Origin of the sequence: Corynebacterium sp. p3-SID1056, from assembly GCF_025152525.1 — a bacterium.
In the GTDB taxonomy this organism is placed as follows: Bacteria; Actinomycetota; Actinomycetes; order Mycobacteriales; family Mycobacteriaceae; genus Corynebacterium.
The window spans coordinates 303,996-319,445 of sequence record NZ_JALXXL010000001.1; the positions used below are offsets into that span (position 1 = coordinate 303,996).

14 protein-coding genes are annotated in these 15,450 nt (G+C 63.6%); 6 read left to right on the plus strand and 8 right to left on the minus strand.

Annotation, left to right across the window (positions count from 1 at the left end; all coding sequences use genetic code 11):
- Window positions 1-22: 22 nt before the first annotated feature.
- From M3G14_RS01380 to M3G14_RS01390, 3 genes are all read right to left on the minus strand, one after another.
- Window positions 23-643, minus strand: a complete 621-nt coding sequence (locus tag M3G14_RS01380) for a heme-copper oxidase subunit III (protein ID WP_259924153.1) — start codon at window positions 641-643, stop codon at window positions 23-25.
- A gap of 430 nt (window positions 644-1,073) precedes the next feature.
- The gene (locus M3G14_RS01385) at window positions 1,074-1,505 is read right to left on the minus strand and encodes a cytochrome c oxidase subunit 4 (protein ID WP_259924154.1); all 432 of its coding nucleotides are present in this window, start codon (window positions 1,503-1,505) and stop codon (window positions 1,074-1,076) included.
- 21 nt (window positions 1,506-1,526) lie between these two features.
- A complete protein-coding gene (locus M3G14_RS01390; protein WP_259924156.1) occupies window positions 1,527-2,618 on the minus strand; it encodes a cytochrome c oxidase subunit II in 1,092 nt (363 codons plus the stop codon).
- Between the two features lie 408 nt (window positions 2,619-3,026).
- On the opposite strand from M3G14_RS01390, the gene asnB reads away from it, so the two are divergent.
- Entirely contained in the window at window positions 3,027-4,964 is a 1,938-nt protein-coding gene (asnB, locus tag M3G14_RS01395; RefSeq protein ID WP_259924157.1) for an asparagine synthase (glutamine-hydrolyzing), read from the plus strand.
- Window positions 4,965-5,252: 288 nt separating this feature from the next.
- On the plus strand, window positions 5,253-6,254 hold the full coding sequence (locus tag M3G14_RS01400; protein WP_259924159.1) for a S41 family peptidase: 1,002 nt from the start codon (window positions 5,253-5,255) through the stop codon (window positions 6,252-6,254).
- A 15-nt stretch (window positions 6,255-6,269) separates the two neighbouring features.
- Here the strand turns inward: M3G14_RS01400 and M3G14_RS01405 are convergent, their stop codons facing one another.
- The 3 genes from M3G14_RS01405 to M3G14_RS01415 all read right to left on the minus strand — a co-directional run bounded on the left by M3G14_RS01405 (window position 6,270) and on the right by M3G14_RS01415 (window position 8,203).
- Complete coding sequence (locus tag M3G14_RS01405) at window positions 6,270-7,424, minus strand: type II toxin-antitoxin system HipA family toxin (RefSeq protein WP_259924160.1); 1,155 nt, start codon at window positions 7,422-7,424, stop codon at window positions 6,270-6,272.
- An 11-nt stretch (window positions 7,425-7,435) separates the two neighbouring features.
- Window positions 7,436-7,699, minus strand: coding sequence for a helix-turn-helix transcriptional regulator (locus M3G14_RS01410; protein WP_396122166.1), 264 nt, complete (start codon window positions 7,697-7,699; stop codon window positions 7,436-7,438).
- A 159-nt stretch (window positions 7,700-7,858) separates the two neighbouring features.
- Entirely contained in the window at window positions 7,859-8,203 is a 345-nt protein-coding gene (locus tag M3G14_RS01415; RefSeq protein WP_259924164.1) for an iron-sulfur cluster assembly accessory protein, read from the minus strand.
- Window positions 8,204-8,366: 163 nt separating this feature from the next.
- Between M3G14_RS01415 and M3G14_RS01420 the strand changes: the two genes are divergently transcribed.
- Both M3G14_RS01420 and M3G14_RS01425 read left to right on the plus strand, forming a co-directional pair.
- Window positions 8,367-9,068, plus strand: coding sequence for a DUF3043 domain-containing protein (locus M3G14_RS01420; RefSeq protein ID WP_259924166.1), 702 nt, complete (start codon window positions 8,367-8,369; stop codon window positions 9,066-9,068).
- A gap of 3 nt (window positions 9,069-9,071) precedes the next feature.
- The gene (locus M3G14_RS01425) at window positions 9,072-10,064 is read left to right on the plus strand and encodes a nicotinate-nucleotide--dimethylbenzimidazole phosphoribosyltransferase (protein WP_259924167.1); all 993 of its coding nucleotides are present in this window, start codon (window positions 9,072-9,074) and stop codon (window positions 10,062-10,064) included.
- Window positions 10,065-10,071: 7 nt separating this feature from the next.
- On the opposite strand, the gene M3G14_RS01430 is transcribed toward M3G14_RS01425, so the two are convergent.
- Window positions 10,072-11,178, minus strand: coding sequence for a branched-chain amino acid aminotransferase (locus M3G14_RS01430; protein WP_259924169.1), 1,107 nt, complete (start codon window positions 11,176-11,178; stop codon window positions 10,072-10,074).
- Between the two features lie 95 nt (window positions 11,179-11,273).
- Between M3G14_RS01430 and M3G14_RS01435 the strand changes: the two genes are divergently transcribed.
- Complete coding sequence (locus M3G14_RS01435) at window positions 11,274-12,749, plus strand: leucyl aminopeptidase (RefSeq protein ID WP_259924171.1); 1,476 nt, start codon at window positions 11,274-11,276, stop codon at window positions 12,747-12,749.
- Here M3G14_RS01435 and M3G14_RS01440 read toward each other — a convergent pair whose 3' ends face one another.
- Window positions 12,750-13,145, minus strand: coding sequence for an oxidoreductase (locus M3G14_RS01440; protein WP_259924172.1), 396 nt, complete (start codon window positions 13,143-13,145; stop codon window positions 12,750-12,752).
- Between the two features lie 148 nt (window positions 13,146-13,293).
- On the opposite strand from M3G14_RS01440, the gene sucB reads away from it, so the two are divergent.
- A complete protein-coding gene (gene sucB / locus M3G14_RS01445) occupies window positions 13,294-15,417 on the plus strand; it encodes a 2-oxoglutarate dehydrogenase, E2 component, dihydrolipoamide succinyltransferase (RefSeq protein ID WP_259924173.1) in 2,124 nt (707 codons plus the stop codon).
- Window positions 15,418-15,450: the final 33 nt, after the last annotated feature.

Here is a 15,450-nt window from a genome sequence, read left to right on the forward strand (position 1 = left end):
CGAGCTTTGTGCGTTTCCTGGACTACTGCACCAGGTACAGGGTGGTGAACACGCCGATCCACACCACGTCAACGAAGTGCCAGTAGTACGAGGTCACCATCGCAGCCGTTGCCTGCGCCGGGGTGAACTTGGACTTCGCAACGCGAAGCAGCACCACGACGAAAGCCAGGATGCCGGCGGTCACGTGCGCCATGTGGAAGCCGGTGATGATGTAGAACACCGAGCCGTACACGCTGGACTGCACGGTCACACCGTTAATGACCATCTCCGTCCACTCGTACGCCACGAGGCCGAGGAAGACCACGCCGAGCAGGATGGTCACGGAGAACCACTTACGCAGGCCGAATACGTCACCCCTTTCTGCAGCAAACACGCCGAACTGAGAGGTCACAGAGGAAGCAACCAGAACGATGGTGATGATCAGGCCGAACATCACGTTCAGGTGTGCCGTCTGGTTCTCCCAGTCACCGGCTGCCAAGCCGTTTGCGCGCGAGGTGAAGTACATCGCGAACAAGCCGGCAAAGAACATCAACTCTTGGGCGAGGAACGCGATCGTGCCCACGCTGACCATGTTCGGTCGGTTCAGCGAGGGGACACGATTCTGCGGTGTCGCCATACCTTGGTTAGAAATTGCGGTCGTCACGCATGTGATTATGGCCTGTTTTCGTCTGAAAGTCATCTCGGATACCCCCGAAATTTTTCTGCCAATCGCGCCCCAACCAGCCGTTTTCCCTGCTACGAAAATCCGCAAAAAACTTTTTCGCAAACCCGGGAACTATTTCACCGCGCTATCCGACGCACATCCATGCAGGTCAAGGCAGCGCGTTTCCCTTCCCCAAATTTTTCGCAACTTCGCGAGGAACAACCTGCACGTGCGCCCCCGTTGCACTGCCCGCGCGGCAAGTTCCCAAATGTGCCCCTTCTCACACCCATAGACCAAGGAAAGCGGGTGCAAGACCTACTTTCGGTTGACCCCTGTGTCACGTGGGCGTCGCAAAGCAAAACGCCCCGACACCCGAAGGTGCCGAGGCGAGGTCACTCCCGCGAAGGCGTGCGGGAAAATGCTCGAGCGCTTAGTGCTTCTCGCGCGGGATACCGTACTGCAGGTTGAGCTGCGTGGTGGTCCAGACGAGGAAGACCGCGCCGAATGCGATCAGCCACAGCTGGTAGAAGGCGATACCCAAGCCGAGGAAGAAGATCGCGCCGGACATTGCGAAGGGCCAGATCGAGTTCGGTGAGAAGAAGCCGAGCACGCCAGCGCCGTCTTCGATCTCCGCCTCTTCCCAGTCCTCGGGGACAATGTCCATGCGGCGCTCGGTGAAGTCGAGGTAGACCGCCATCATGAAGCACAGTGCCGTGGCAAGCACGAGCGCAACACCGCCGACCCACTCAAGGCCGAACAGGTAGGCATCCTCACCGATCCACGTGGTGGACAGAATGTACACCACCGCCATCAGGGCCAAGAAGGTGCCGATTGCGTAGAAAACTTTTGAGCCAGCTCCCATTGTTCTGCACTCCTTCTTTCTTTAAGCGTTGGTGGGGACGTTGGCGTTGTTACCGTCGCGGGTACCCGCACGGTCGGTAACAAACGGGTGGGTGGACGTTGCGTACGGTTCCTCACCAATTGCCTTCAGTGCGTCCGAGTTCGGAGCCTGCGGGTTCTCGATGCGGAAGTCCATGTACTGCTTGAACTTCTCCGGCGAGACAGCGCGAACCTCAAAGTTCATCATGGAGTGGTAGGTACCGCACATCTCAGCACAGCGGCCGACGAATGCGCCCTCCTCTTCAATGCGCTCGATCTGGAATGCGCGCTGCTGCTGGTTTGCCTCCGGGTGCGCGTACACGTCGCGCTTGAACAGGAACTCCGGAACCCAGAATGCGTGGGAGACGTCGCCGGATGCGAGACGGAACTCAATCGGTGTCTCGGTCGGCAGCACCAGCACCGGGATCTCCTCGGAGGTGCCAACGGTCTCGATGTTGTTGAAGTTCAGGTACGACTGGTCGCCCATGGAGGTGCCGTGGATCGGGTTTGCGTTCGGCATCCCCTCCGGGTCGTGCTTGGACTCCTCGGCGAGCGCCTGACGTTCCTCGTCGCGGCCCTCGTACTTCTGGCCGTTGGCGGTGAACTCGCCGTCGACCTCTGCGTAGCCGAACTTCCAGTTCCACTGGTAGCCGGTCACATCAACGGCGACCTTCGGATCCTTGTTCAGCGCCGTGGTCTGCGTCTGTGCCTGCACGGTGAAGAAGAACAGCACCATGACGATCACGATCGGCACGATGGTCAGCGCCAGCTCGAGCGGCACGTTGTACTGCAGCTGCTTCGGGAATTCGCCCTCGCCCTTCTTCTCCTTGGCCTTGCCGTTCCACTTGAAGATGGCAGTGAGGAACAGGCCCCACATCACAATGCCGACGATCCAGGCAGCAACCCAGACCCAAACCCAGAAGTTGTAGAGCTGCTCGCCCTCCGGGGTGACCGGATCCGGCCAGCCCATGTCCAGCACCTTGGCCACAGCTTCCGGCGGGGCTACGTCACAACCCGCGAGCGCAAAGCCGCCGAGCAGGAGCGAACCAGCGACGCCAAGCTTCTTGGCAAAGCTGCGCTTTGTTTCCTTTTCCACGTGTGTCTGCCTTCCTGTCCACACTTCACTTCATTGAAAACACTGAACGTCCATAGGGATGCCAGAGCATTCCTACCCATTCCTACCCCGTTAGATTAGTTCATCCAGCCCGCGTCCATGGAATTGTCGTTTCGGGCTCCGAAGTGCGCAGGCTTCGCTTCTCGACGCCCACCCGCCACCCTTGGCTTTTCCCGCCAAGCCAGGAGAAATGTGGCCTGCGCCATAATAAATCCGGATATTTTGGCAAAAAGTTCATTCTAAAGTTGGCCCCCTTTCGGGGACGGGCTAAAGGTTGAAGGGCCGTACCCGCGTCCGGTTCGCCGATTGTGTCCCGCGAACCTTATCCTTGAGGGCGCACCCATGCGCCCTGCGGCGCACCATATATATAAGGAGAAGGTTCAACCTACGATGTGTGGCCTGCTTGCAATGCTCACCGCTGGTTCCAATGCCAGCACCTTCGTTCCCGCCGTGGACGAGGCGCTGCCCTGTATGTACCACCGTGGCCCCGACGCCGCCGGCACGTGGCACGACGCGGATGCGGTCTTCGGATTCAACCGCCTGGCCATCATCGACCTCGAGCACTCCCACCAGCCGCTGCGCTGGGGACCGGAGGATAACCCGACTCGCTACGCTATGACGTTTAACGGCGAGATCTACAACTACATCGAGCTGCGCGAAGAACTGCAGGCCGCAGGCTATACCTTCAATACTTCCGGCGACGGCGAGCCGATTCTGGTGGGCTACCACCACTGGGGCAAGGACGTCGTCCACCACCTGCGCGGCATGTTCGGCATCGTCATCTGGGATAGCGAGACCAAGACGATGTTTGCCGCGCGCGACCAATTCGGCATTAAGCCGCTGTTTTACGCCACCACGGATGCCGGCACGGTCTTCGCTTCCGAGAAGAAATCGATCCTCGCGATGGCGCAGCCGCTCGGCCTCGACCTTGAAGGTCAAGACAACGGGCTAGACCGCCGCGCGATTGAGCACTACGTCGACCTGCAGTACGTGCCGGAGCCGGAGACGCTGCACGCCGCGATTCGCCGCGTGGAGTCCGGATGCACCGTCACCCTCACGCCCGGCGGTGAGGTAGTCAGCGAGCGCTACTTTAGGCCGCACTTCCAATCCCAGCCCGTGCCGAAAGGCAAAGAGCAGGATCTGTACGACCGCATCGCCGCCGCCCTGGAGGACTCGGTGGCCAAGCACATGCGAGCCGACGTCACCGTTGGCTCCTTCCTCTCCGGCGGTATCGACTCCACCGCGATTGCCGCACTGGCGAAGCGCCACAACCCGGATCTTTTGACCTTTACCACCGGCTTCGAGCGCGAGGGCTATTCCGAGGTGGATGTGGCAGCCGAGTCAGCCGAAGCGATTGGCGTCGAGCACATCGTGAAGATTGTCTCGCCCGAGGAGTACGCCAACGCGATCCCGAAGATCATGTGGTACTTGGACGACCCGGTCGCCGACCCCTCACTCGTCCCGCTGTTCTTCGTTGCACAGGAAGCGCGCAAGCACGTCAAGGTCGTGCTTTCCGGCGAAGGTGCCGACGAACTTTTCGGCGGCTACACCATCTATAAGGAACCGCTCTCGCTCGCTCCCTTTGAAAAGCTGCCCTCTCCCCTGCTGCGTGGGCTGAACAAGCTCGGTCAGGTGCTGCCCGAGGGCATGAAGGGCAAGAGCCTGCTTCTGCGCGGCACCACGCCGATGGAGGAACGCTACTACGGCAACGCTCGCTCTTTTAACTTCGAACAGCTCAACCGGGTGCTGCCCTGGGCCAAGCGCCAGTGGGATCACCGCGAGGTGACGGCGCCGATTTACGCGGCGTCGACAAGCATGGACCCGGTTGCGCGGATGCAGAACCTCGACCTCTTTACCTGGATGCGCGGCGACATCCTGGTCAAGGCCGACAAGATGAACATGGCCAACTCACTGGAGCTGCGCGTGCCCTTCCTGGACAAGGAAGTTTTCGAGGTCGCGCAGACAATCCCCTACGACCAGAAGATCGCGAACGGGACGACGAAGTACGCGCTGCGCCGCGCGATGGAGCAGATCGTGCCCGCACACGTACTCAACCGCCGCAAGCTCGGCTTCCCGGTGCCCATGCGGTACTGGCTTGCCGGCGACGAACTCTACGGCTGGGCGCAGGACACGATCACCGAGTCGCAGACCGAGCACATCTTCAACAAGAAGGAAGTGCTCGAGATGCTCAAGGAACACCGCGACGGTATTTCCGACCACTCGCGACGCCTGTGGACCGTGCTCGCGTTCATGATTTGGCACGGCATCTTCGTCGAGGACCGCATCGACCCCCAGATCGAGCACAAGGAATACCCGGTCACGTTGTAGGAGCGGCGGAGGCTGCCGCATCCTTGCTGCGGTCGGCCTGGTGTTTTGACGCCGGGTTTGTCGTTTTTGAGGCTGCTCCAAATGGAGCTAGCTCCGTTTAGCAATCACGGCTCCCCGCGAACTGGGGTTTTACAGACGCCGTTGGCCCAAATGGAGCTAGCTCCGTTTGGGCGTCCAGCGCCCCGCGGCCACACCTCCCCGCAAACACCACAAGGTAGTGCTAGCTCTACCCAAAGACTCCCGCTGTCACCATTGCCTGCAACCTCTCACGCAGCGAAAATTGAAGGCATGAGTACAGCAAAGAAAGTCCTTCGCATCCTCGGCGGCGTTGTTGTCGCACTCGTTCTGCTTATCGCGGCCGCCGGCTACGTCTGGGGCCCGACGCTGACCGCGCAGATGACCGGTCAGGCCCGCTTCTTCGGCACGGACACCCCAAAACGGTACGCCAACACCGTGCTCAATCTGTCCGAATCGATGGGCATCTATGGCGACTCGGAAGAGTTCGCAGCCGCCCGCGCCGAGGTCGAGGAAGCAGCCAAGTCTGCGCGCCACAAGTACGAACTGATTGAGCCGCTCAACGCCGCCGTGCACGCCGCCGGCGGCAAGCATTCCAAGCTCCACCACGAAGAAGCGAACCAGGACGGCATCGCCCCGTCCGCCCAGGTCGGCGTCGAAACTACCGACGGCATCGCGCTGGCCACCGTGCCCGGCATCAGCCGCGACGAGGACGTCCAGGGCTACGCCGACACGCTTGCCAACGGACTCACCGAGGCGCGCGACGGCGGTGCCTGCGGCGCGATCGTCGACCTGCGCGGCAACGACGGCGGCGACATGGGGCCCATGGTCGCGGGCCTAAGCCCGCTTCTCCCCAACGGCACCGCGCTCGAATTCGTCAGCCGCATGAACACCACGCAAGTCACCGTCGAAGGCAACGCCGTGCGCGGCGGCGGCACCCCGCTGGAAACGACCGGCGGCAAGTGGGAGGCCCCGACCGCAGTGCTTGTCGACGACACCACCGCCTCATCCGGCGAAGCCACCATGCTCGCCTTCCGCGGCCTGGACACCGCACGCTCCTTCGGCACCCCCACTGCCGGTTTCGCCTCCGCAAACATGGTCTACGACTTTCCGGATGGCAGCGTGCTCATGCTCACCATCGCTAAGGACAAGGCACGGACCGGCGAGGAGTTCGCCGAGGACCCGATCGAGCCCGATTCCCCAACCGCCACCGCTGACGAAGCCCTCGACGAAGCGAAGGCGTGGCTGCGCGAGCAGCACGACTGCGGGGCGTAGACGCTTGCGTCCACTTCACCAGTGCGCGCGACGGGCGCGGAGTACCCGCTCCAGATCCCTCGCCCGGCGCGGATCAAAATCGCACGCTCGAATGAGCTGCTGAGCGAGGGTGGCTGTGGCTACGAGTGCCTCGTCAGCCACTCTCCGAATGACTCGCTCCGGCAAACCCAGCTCAGATGCAAAGGCATTGAACTTCTTGTAACTCAGTCCGGACGTCGAGCCACGAACCGCGAGTGCAAGCGAGGTGTCGCCATATGGGACAGTGCTCGGAATGTCGTAGACGGGGGTGAGCTCAAACCCACGACCTCGATCCATGACAGACAGGTTCTTCGCGTGCAAGTCCCCATTGCCTGAGAGCCACGCAAACGCCAACTGTTGCGCGAGGCCGCGTGCGGCAACCAATGGCGCCGCCACAACGCCCAAGATAGCGTCACACACTTCTTCAAAAGACACGTTGTACTTTTCGGCTGGGTAGACGCCAAGAAGTTGCGCAGCATCTTCAACAGGACACTTCTGTGGAAAGTGGCCGTCAAAACGGGAGACAACCAAACCCGTTCTCCCCTGGCTATCGTGGACGACCTGCGATTCCGCTACGCGGCCGCGGGCCGAAGGCATACTACGAAAGGCTGCCAAGCACGTGCTTTCATTCTCCACGACATTCGGGAATTCTCGTGGGGAGACCTTCAATATTGCGTCGCCCCGAACCGGCAGCGCGAGGCTGCGTGCCGAAGCCTTCTCCTGCACGCCCGCAAGTGCATGCGCATCGTGTTCCGCGGCCGGATCTAGCAACGCCGTAAAATCACCGTGCCCATCCTGCACGTCTAGGAGCGGTGGGAGCTCCCGTGGGCGCTGTCCCCACGGGAGCACGCTCACATTGCCGACCGTATTCCCACCAACGGCAAGCAAGAGTGCTAGCTCATCATCCAATGATGCTTTCAGGTTTGCCCGCAACGCACTGAGACGTCGTCCCTCGGGCAAAAGCCCGGTGAAGAACGGAGGTAGCGCGCCTGAGGGAGTCGCCACCTCCTTACCCAGCGGCAGCGTCGTCGCGACCGCGGAACCTCCCGCTTCCGCGTACCCCTCAACGTAGCTAAACGCATTGACCCCGTCTTGCTTCACAATTCGGGCAGCGAGCGTGTCATTTACCCACACCCCGGCAACATCCTGCACGGCGTTCCCCGTCACCGCAGTGCCTCCGGGACGTGCTGCACCGCCGCAAGTTCCAAGCCGAGCACCGCCAGCACCGCCTCGACCTTATCCAGTCGCACGGAGGGTTTCCCCTGTTCGAACTCGCGGATGAACCGCTCCGACACCATCGCCAGCTCTGCCACGTCAGCTTGGGTCAGCTGCATGGCACGTCGTTGCTCACGAACTTGTGTGGCGATGCATGGGAGGGCGGGCGTCACAGGTGGCCTCTCAAAAAATCTCAGTACCTTTTTCGGCACGATCGTGCCGTTTAGGAGTATATTTGCACGCCCATCGCGATTCAAGCGGCATTTTCGGCACGATCGTGCCGTTTTGGAGTATGCGCCAATACGCAGAAGCCCCGCCCACCGCGGCCAAGCGTGGCGAAGACGGTGAGCGGGGCGAAAAACGCGCGCGACTTAGTTGAACGAGTCCCCGCAGGCGCAGGAACCGCCGGCGTTCGGGTTATCGATGGTGAAACCCTGCTGCTCGATGGTGTCGGCAAAATCGATCGTCGCGCCGGTGAGGTACGGCACGCTCATCTTGTCCACCACAAGGCGTACGCCGCCGACCTCGTCGGCCTTGTCGCCGTCCAAGTCACGGTCGTCGAAGTAGAGCTGGTAGCGCAGGCCTGCGCAGCCGCCCGGCTGCACCGCGATACGCAGCGACAGGTCGGTGCGGCCCTCTTGGTCCAGCAGTGCCTTCGCCTTCGCGGCGGCGGCCTCGGTCAGGTTCACCCCAGTTGCAGAGGTAGGTGCAGTCATGGAAATCTCTCCTTAAATATGTTGCCGGAGTTGGCCCCATCATAGTGCCCACCCGGAAGCGGCGCGCAACCGTCGCCACCCCAGGTGCCGGGTTCACGCTATCCAACGCACGACCCCGGTGGCGTATTCCTACTTTCGCGAGCCTGCTTGTAGCCTAGAGGGCGTGAAACTCCCCTGGCAGAAATCTGAAGAGCAACCCGAGCAGCAGGCTGAGGTGGCCGGCGACGTGGCGTCGGCAAGCGAGGCGAAACCCGAGCCCACCTACCCCAAGGGCTACACCCCGCCGAAGGGCCGCCCGACGCCGAAGCGGCACGAGCAGGAGATCAAGCGCGGCGTCCTGCGCGATCCTGATGCGCTCACGCCGGCGCAGCGCTCCCAGCGCAACAAGGACCTCAAGGCCTCGATGACTAAAGAGGAGTGGAAGGCCTACAAAAAGGAGCAGCGCGCGGAAAACCGCCGCGCGAACCGCGAGATGCAGGCTCGCATGGATGCGGGCGACGAGCGCTACCTCATGGACCGCGACAAGGGCGAGGTGCGCCGCTACGTGCGCGATTGGGTCGACGCTCGCCGCTTCTTCAACAACTACGTCATGCCGGTCGCGCTCGTGCTGCTGCTGGTGATGCTGATCGGCACCTGGCTGCCGCGCGTGGCCACCGCGCTGTCTGCGCTGACCATGGTGTTTATCCTGGCGATCTTCATCGAAGCCTTCATCATTGGCATCCGCGCGAACAAGGCGGTGCGCGCCAAGTTCCCGGAGACCACCGACACCGGCTTCGGGCTGGGCATGTACGCCTTCTCCCGCGCGTCCCAGCCGCGTAATTGGCGCTCGCCGAAGCCGCAGGTTGCCATCGGCGCGAAGGTCTAAACGATGGCTGAAAACCCGCCGCTGTTCCCAGCGATCGAGCCGCCGGATACGGGCCGCGCCCGCAATGTTTCGCGCTTGCTCGCGCGCTCGGTGTCCGGACGCGCGCTTGGCCGTCTCGGCGATCTTGGCGCGCAGCTGGCCAGCGTGCAGTCCGGGACGGATCCTGCGCCCTTTGCGCGCCCCCGCGCCGTGATCGTTGCCGCGCACCACGGCATCGCCGAGCGCGGCGTCTCCGCCTGGGACGTCGAAGCGACACGGCGCCTCCTCGCCCAGCTCGCCGCCGGCGGGGGCCCGGCACACAGCGCGGCGCGGGCGGCGGGTGCCACGGTGCGCGTCGTCGATGAGTTCGCAACTCCCACCGGGGCGATCGATGTTGCGCCCGCGATGACGGCGACTGCGTGCGCCGACGCCATCACGCGCGGTATGCAGGTCGCCGACGAAGAGGTCGATTCCGGCACCGACCTGCTCATTCCCGGCAACGTCGGCGTCGCGGATACGACCGTCGCCGCCGCGGTCTACGGCACGCTCACGCGCACCGAGCCAGTCGCCGCGATCGGCCGCGGCTCCGGCATCGATGACGAAGTGTGGAAGGTCAAGGTCGCCGCGATCCGCGACGCGATGTTCCGCGCCCGCGGATTCGCCGACGACGTCGAGCGGGTGCTCGAGGAAATCTCCGGGCCGGATATGGCCTTCCTCGTGGGCCTCATCGCTCAATCCGCAGTGCGACGCACGCCAGTGCTTCTCGACGGTGCGCTGCCCGCAGTCGCCGCCTACGCCGCCGAGCGACTCGCCCCAGGCACCAAGCGCTGGTTGATCGCCGCGGGCTTAAGCCCGGAGCCCGCGCACATCGGCTGCGTACAGGCGCTCGAGCTCACCCCGGTGCTGGCGCTGGATATCACTGCCGGCCAGGCCACGGGCGCACTCGCCGCGCTGCCGCAGCTCAACATGGCTGCGGAGATGGTCAGCGAGGTGCTCGAGTCGCTTCGCGCAGACTAGGCGCTGCTTAGGCCTCGACCAGGGTGTAGTTCCAGCCGTGGGTGTCTTCCACGCTGCCGTCCTGGATACCGCGGAGGCGCTCGCGCAGCGCCATGGTCAGCTCGCCTGCCTCGTTGTTATTGATGGTGAACTCGCCGTCCGCGCTCTTCACACGCCCAACCGGGGTCAGCACTGCGGCGGTACCGCAGGCAAGGGTCTCGGTGACGGTGCCGTTTTCCACGCCCTCGCGCCAATCCTCGACGGTGATCTTGCGCTCCTCGACCTCGAGGCCCATATCCTTGGCAACCTGCAGCAGGGACTTGCGCGTAATGCCGGCAAGCAGTGAGCCGGACAGCGCCGGGGTGACCAGTTTGGCGCTCTCGCCGGAGCCTTCGACGAACATGAGGTTCATCCCGCCCATCTCTTCGATGTATTTTCGCTCGATGGCGTCCAACCACACGACCTGGTCGCAGCCCTTAGCCTCCGCCTCGGCCTGGGCGAGCAGGGAGCCGGCGTAGTTACCGGCAAACTTCGCGTCGCCGGTGCCGCCCGGCGCGGCGCGGACGTACTCCTTAGACACCCAGACCGAGACCGGCTTGACCCCGCCGGCAAAGTACGCACCCGCCGGGGAGGCGATGACGTAGTAAGTAAAGGAGTGCGAGGGCTTGACCCCCAGGGTCTTCTCGGTACCGATCATGAAGGGGCGCAGGTACAGCGCCGCCTCGCCACCGGCTTCCGGCACCCACGCCTTGTCCACGTTGACCAGCTGGCGCAGCGACTCGATGAACAGGTCCTCCGGCAACTCCGGCATGGCCAAGCGGTGTGCGGAATGCTGCATGCGGGCCGCGTTTTGCTCAGGCCGGAAGGTGGTGATGCTGCCATCGGCGTGACGGTAGGCCTTCAGCCCTTCAAAGATGGCCTGCCCGTAGTGGAAAACGTTAGTGGCCGGGTCCAGCGTCACCGGCCCATACGGGCGCACCTGGGCGTTGTGCCAGCCCTCGTCCTCGGTCCACTCGATAGAGACCATGTGGTCGGTGAACTCCTGGCCGAAGGCGGGGTTGGCCAAAATGGCGTTGCGCTCGGCGTCGGTTGCCGGGTTGGGGTTTTGGCTAATAGCGAAATCTAGGGTTGTCATGGGCACTACCCTACTCGCGGCAGAGACGCGAATTCCCCGGGTACGCTGAAATGGCACTGGTATTTATTCAGGCTTGTGAAGAAAGGTTTTTATCGATGGCTTTTGATTGCTCGCTTCCCGTTCAAGGCACGACCGCGTCTGTTGCGCTGGCAGACACTGCGCCGAGTGAGGCGGCACGACTCGTGCCGGTGGCAGCGGGAGAGTCCGGGCCCGAGCTACCCGTGACCTCGCTGACTACCGAGGGACTGCTCGAGGCGCTGACTGCCGTGGGCGCCACCGGCAAGGCTGGCGAGTGCCACCGCGTCGTTGTCGACGGCACCCTGTATATCGCCTTCGGCCTGGGCGCCGCCGATGAGATCGACGACGAGGCAGTGCGCCGCGGCGTCGGTGTCGCGGCCCGCTCGCTGAGCGGCGTGGACACCGCTGCGGTCAGCGCCGAGTTCGGCGTGGGCCCGGTCGTCGAGGGCCTGCTGTTGGGCAGCTACTCCTACCAGGGTTTCAAGACCGCTGAGGCAGCAGAGCATGCACAAGTGAGCACCGAGATCACCGTGGTTGATGCGGATGCGCAGGCCTTCGAAACGGCGCGCACCATCGCTGAGTCCGTCAACCTCGCCCGGGACCTGGTCAACACGCCGGCGAACTACCTCTACCCCGCCGCGTACGCCAAGATCATGGAGGAAGTCGGCACCCAGGCCGGCCTCACGGTCGAGGTTTTCGACGAGGACTACCTTGCCGAGCACGGCTTCGGCGGCATCACCGCCGTCGGCGGCGGTTCGCAGCGCCCGCCGCGCCTGGTGCACCTCGCCCTCAACCCGGAGGCCGCCGGCACGCACACCGCCCTGGTTGGCAAGGGCATCACTTTCGACACCGGCGGCATCTCGCTGAAGCCGGGCGCGAAGATGGAGGACATGATCAGCGATATGGGTGGCTCAGCCGCGCAGTTCGCCGCGATCGTCGCCGCCGCCCGCCTGGGCATCGACATGCGCATCGACGCCTGGCTGCCGCTGGCGGAGAACATGCCGTCCGGCGCGGCCACCCGCCCGGGCGATGTCATCACCCACTACGGCGGCTTGACCTCGGAGATCCTCAACACCGATGCGGAGGGCCGCCTCGTGCTTGCCGACGCCATCGCGCGCGCCTGCCAGGACACCCCCGACTTCCTCATCGAAACAGCGACCTTGACCGGCGCGCAGCTGGTTGCGCTCGGCTCGCGTACCGCCGGCGTGATGGGCTCGGATGCCTTCCGCGACGCTATCGCCGAAACGGGGCGCAGCCTCGGCGAGCCCGCCTGGGCGATGCCGCTGTTGGAAGAGCAGGAAGCGCAGCTGAAGTCCCCGGTCGCCGACATCCGGAATGTGCACAACGCACGCACCGGCGGCATGATTTTCGCCGGCCTGTACCTGTCGAAGTTTGTCAGCGAGGGCACCCAGTGGGCCCACGTCGACATCGCCGGCCCGGCGTTTAACACCGATGCGGTCTTCGGCTACACCCCGAAGCGCGCCACCGGCGTGCCGGTGCGCACCATCGTGGCCACCCTTTCGGCCATCGCCGAGGGCAAGCTCGCCAACTAGCTAGCTATACGGGTTCTCGCCGCGCTCGAACTTGGCGCGGCGTTCCCGTTGTTCGGCCCTTTTACGCAGGATTCTCTCCTGCTCCATTTTCTTGCGCATGCGGTCTGGGTAACCGGTCTCCTCGACGTCGTAAAGCAAAATGCCCAAGAGTCTGGAGACCTCATCTATGCCTTTGGGGCCGCCGATGCGGCGGCGGGTGTAATTGCCTTGCTCATCGACGAGCACGACCGACATCTCATTGACCATCGTCTCCGGCTCGATGTAGCCCTCGACAAACTTTCGGCCTTCGACCCACCGCTTTAAGTACTGCGCGTCGTCGGGGCGAATGGTCTCGCCGGGCGCGCGCGGGGGTGTGAAGCTCGAAGACTGTTTCCGTTTGCCGAAAAGGTTAAACACGCACAACATCTTACGTCCTTTTCTTGCCAACCAAACCCGGGTGCGAACCACGCGCACCCCAAACGCGACGGGGCGGGCGGAATACAGGTAGCCTGGTTGACTGTATAGCTTCCGTTACAACGTTGAACTGCGAGGAGACTTAGAAAACATGGCGCACTCTGTAGAGATGCCCGAGCTGGGCGAGTCTGTCACCGAAGGCACGATTACCACGTGGCTGAAGGAAGTCGGCGATACCGTCGAGGTCGACGAGCCGCTGCTCGAGGTCTCCACCGACAAGGTCGACACCGAGATCCCCTCCCCCGTTGCGGGCGTGCTGATTGAGGTCAAGGCTGAAGAAGACGACACCGTCGAGGTCGGCGAGGTCATCGCCATCATCGGCGAGGATGGCGAAGAGGCCCCGGCAGGCGACGAGAAGGCTGACAAGGATTCGGACGAGGCCGAGGACTCGGAAGACGCTGAAGACGCTGAGGACGAGGCTCCGGCCGAGGAGAAGAAGGACGCCAAGTCCGCACCGAAGTCCTCCGGTTCCGCAACGGACGTGGAGATGCCGGAGCTCGGCGAGTCCGTCACCGAGGGCACCATTACCACCTGGCTGAAGGAAGTCGGCGACGAAGTTGAGGTCGACGAGCCGCTGCTCGAGGTCTCCACCGACAAGGTCGACACCGAGATCCCGTCCCCGGTTGCGGGCACCCTGGTTGAGGTGCTGGCAGAGGAAGACGACACCGTCGAGGTCGGCGAAGTCATCGCGCGCATCGGCGACGCGGATGCGGCTGCTTCCGACGACGCTGATGACTCCGTCGACTCTGACGACTCCGTCGACACAGACGACACCGACGAGGCGGAAGAGAAGAAGGAAGAGGCTCCGAAGCAGGAGAAGAAGTCCTCCGGCTCCGGCGCTGGTACCAAGGTGGAGATGCCGGAGCTCGGCGAGTCCGTCACCGAGGGCACCATTACCACCTGGCTGAAGGAAGTCGGCGACGAAGTTGAGGTCGACGAGCCGCTGCTCGAGGTCTCCACCGACAAGGTCGACACCGAGATCCCGTCCCCGGTTGCGGGCACCCTGGTGAAGATCCTCGCCGAGGAAGACGACACCGTCGAGGTCGGCGAGGCGATCGCCGTGATCGGTGACGCTGACGCTGCCGAGGAACCCGCCGAAGAGGCAGACGAGAAGGACGAAGCGAAGGCTGAGGAGCCCGCCGAGGAGCCGAAGGAGGAGCCCAAGGAAGAGGCACCGAAGCAGGAGGCACCGAAGCAGGAGAGGAAGGCCGAGAAGGCTGACAAGTCCGCTGCGTCCTCCGAGAAGCTGAACAACCGCGGCGGCGACGTCCCGTACGTCACCCCGTTGGTCCGCAAGCTGGCCGACAAGCACGGTGTTGACCTCAACCAGGTCGAGGGCACCGGCGTCGGCGGCCGTATCCGGAAGCAGGACGTGCTCGCGGCGGCCAACGGCGAGTCTGGTGCCGCTTCCGATTCCGCAAAGGATGCGAAGCCGGCCGCGAAGGGCGCTCGCGCCAACTGGTCCACCAAGTCCGTGGACCCGGCCAAGCAGGAGCTGATCGGCACCACGCAGAAGGTCAACCGCATCCGCGAGATCACCGCGGCGAAGATGGTCGAGTCCCTGCAGACCACTGCGCAGCTCACCCACGTCCAGGAGGTCGACGTCACCCGCGTCGCCGAGCTGCGCAAGAAGTTCAAGCCGGCTTTTGTGGACAAGCACGGCGTGAACGTGACCTACCTCGCGTTCTTCGTCAAGGCGGCGGCCGAGGCGCTGGTCTCCCACCCGAACGTCAACGCGTCCTACAACGCTGAGACCAAGGAGATCACCTACCACGAGGACGTCAACATCGGTGTTGCGGTGGATACCCCGCAGGGCCTGCTCGTGCCGGTGATCAAGAAGGCACAGGACCTGAACCTCGCCGAGATCGCGAAGGCGATCGCGGACCTGGCAGACCGTGCGCGCAACAAGAAGCTGCGCCCGGACGACCTGACGGGTGCGACCTTCACCGTGACCAACATCGGTTCCGAGGGCGCGATGCTGGATACCCCGATCCTGACCCCGCCGCAGGCCGGCATCCTGGGTACCGCCACGATCGAGAAGCGTCCGGTCATCGTCACCGAGGACGGCATCGACTCGATCGCGATCCGCCAGATGTGCTACCTGCCGTTCACCTACGACCACCAGCTGGTCGACGGTGCTGACGCAGGCCGCTTCGTCACCACGATCAAGGACCGCATCGAGGTCGGCGACTTCGAGTCCGATCTGGACCTCTAAACCCTCGACCTAAGAGAACTACGGCCCGCTTCC

What these genes read in the sequence shown, in the direction of transcription:
- M3G14_RS01385 (WP_259924154.1), bottom strand. Translation starts at nt 1,505, where the DNA reads ATGGGAGCTGGCTCAAAAGTTTTCTACGCAATCGGCACCTTCTTGGCC.
- asnB (WP_259924157.1), top strand. Translation starts at nt 3,027, where the DNA reads ATGTGTGGCCTGCTTGCAATGCTCACCGCTGGTTCCAATGCCAGCACC.
- M3G14_RS01400 (WP_259924159.1), top strand. Translation starts at nt 5,253, where the DNA reads ATGAGTACAGCAAAGAAAGTCCTTCGCATCCTCGGCGGCGTTGTTGTC.
- M3G14_RS01415 (WP_259924164.1), bottom strand. Translation starts at nt 8,203, where the DNA reads ATGACTGCACCTACCTCTGCAACTGGGGTGAACCTGACCGAGGCCGCC.
- M3G14_RS01425 (WP_259924167.1), top strand. Translation starts at nt 9,072, where the DNA reads ATGGCTGAAAACCCGCCGCTGTTCCCAGCGATCGAGCCGCCGGATACG.
- M3G14_RS01430 (WP_259924169.1), bottom strand. Translation starts at nt 11,178, where the DNA reads ATGACAACCCTAGATTTCGCTATTAGCCAAAACCCCAACCCGGCAACC.
- M3G14_RS01435 (WP_259924171.1), top strand. Translation starts at nt 11,274, where the DNA reads ATGGCTTTTGATTGCTCGCTTCCCGTTCAAGGCACGACCGCGTCTGTT.
- sucB (WP_259924173.1), top strand. Translation starts at nt 13,294, where the DNA reads ATGGCGCACTCTGTAGAGATGCCCGAGCTGGGCGAGTCTGTCACCGAA.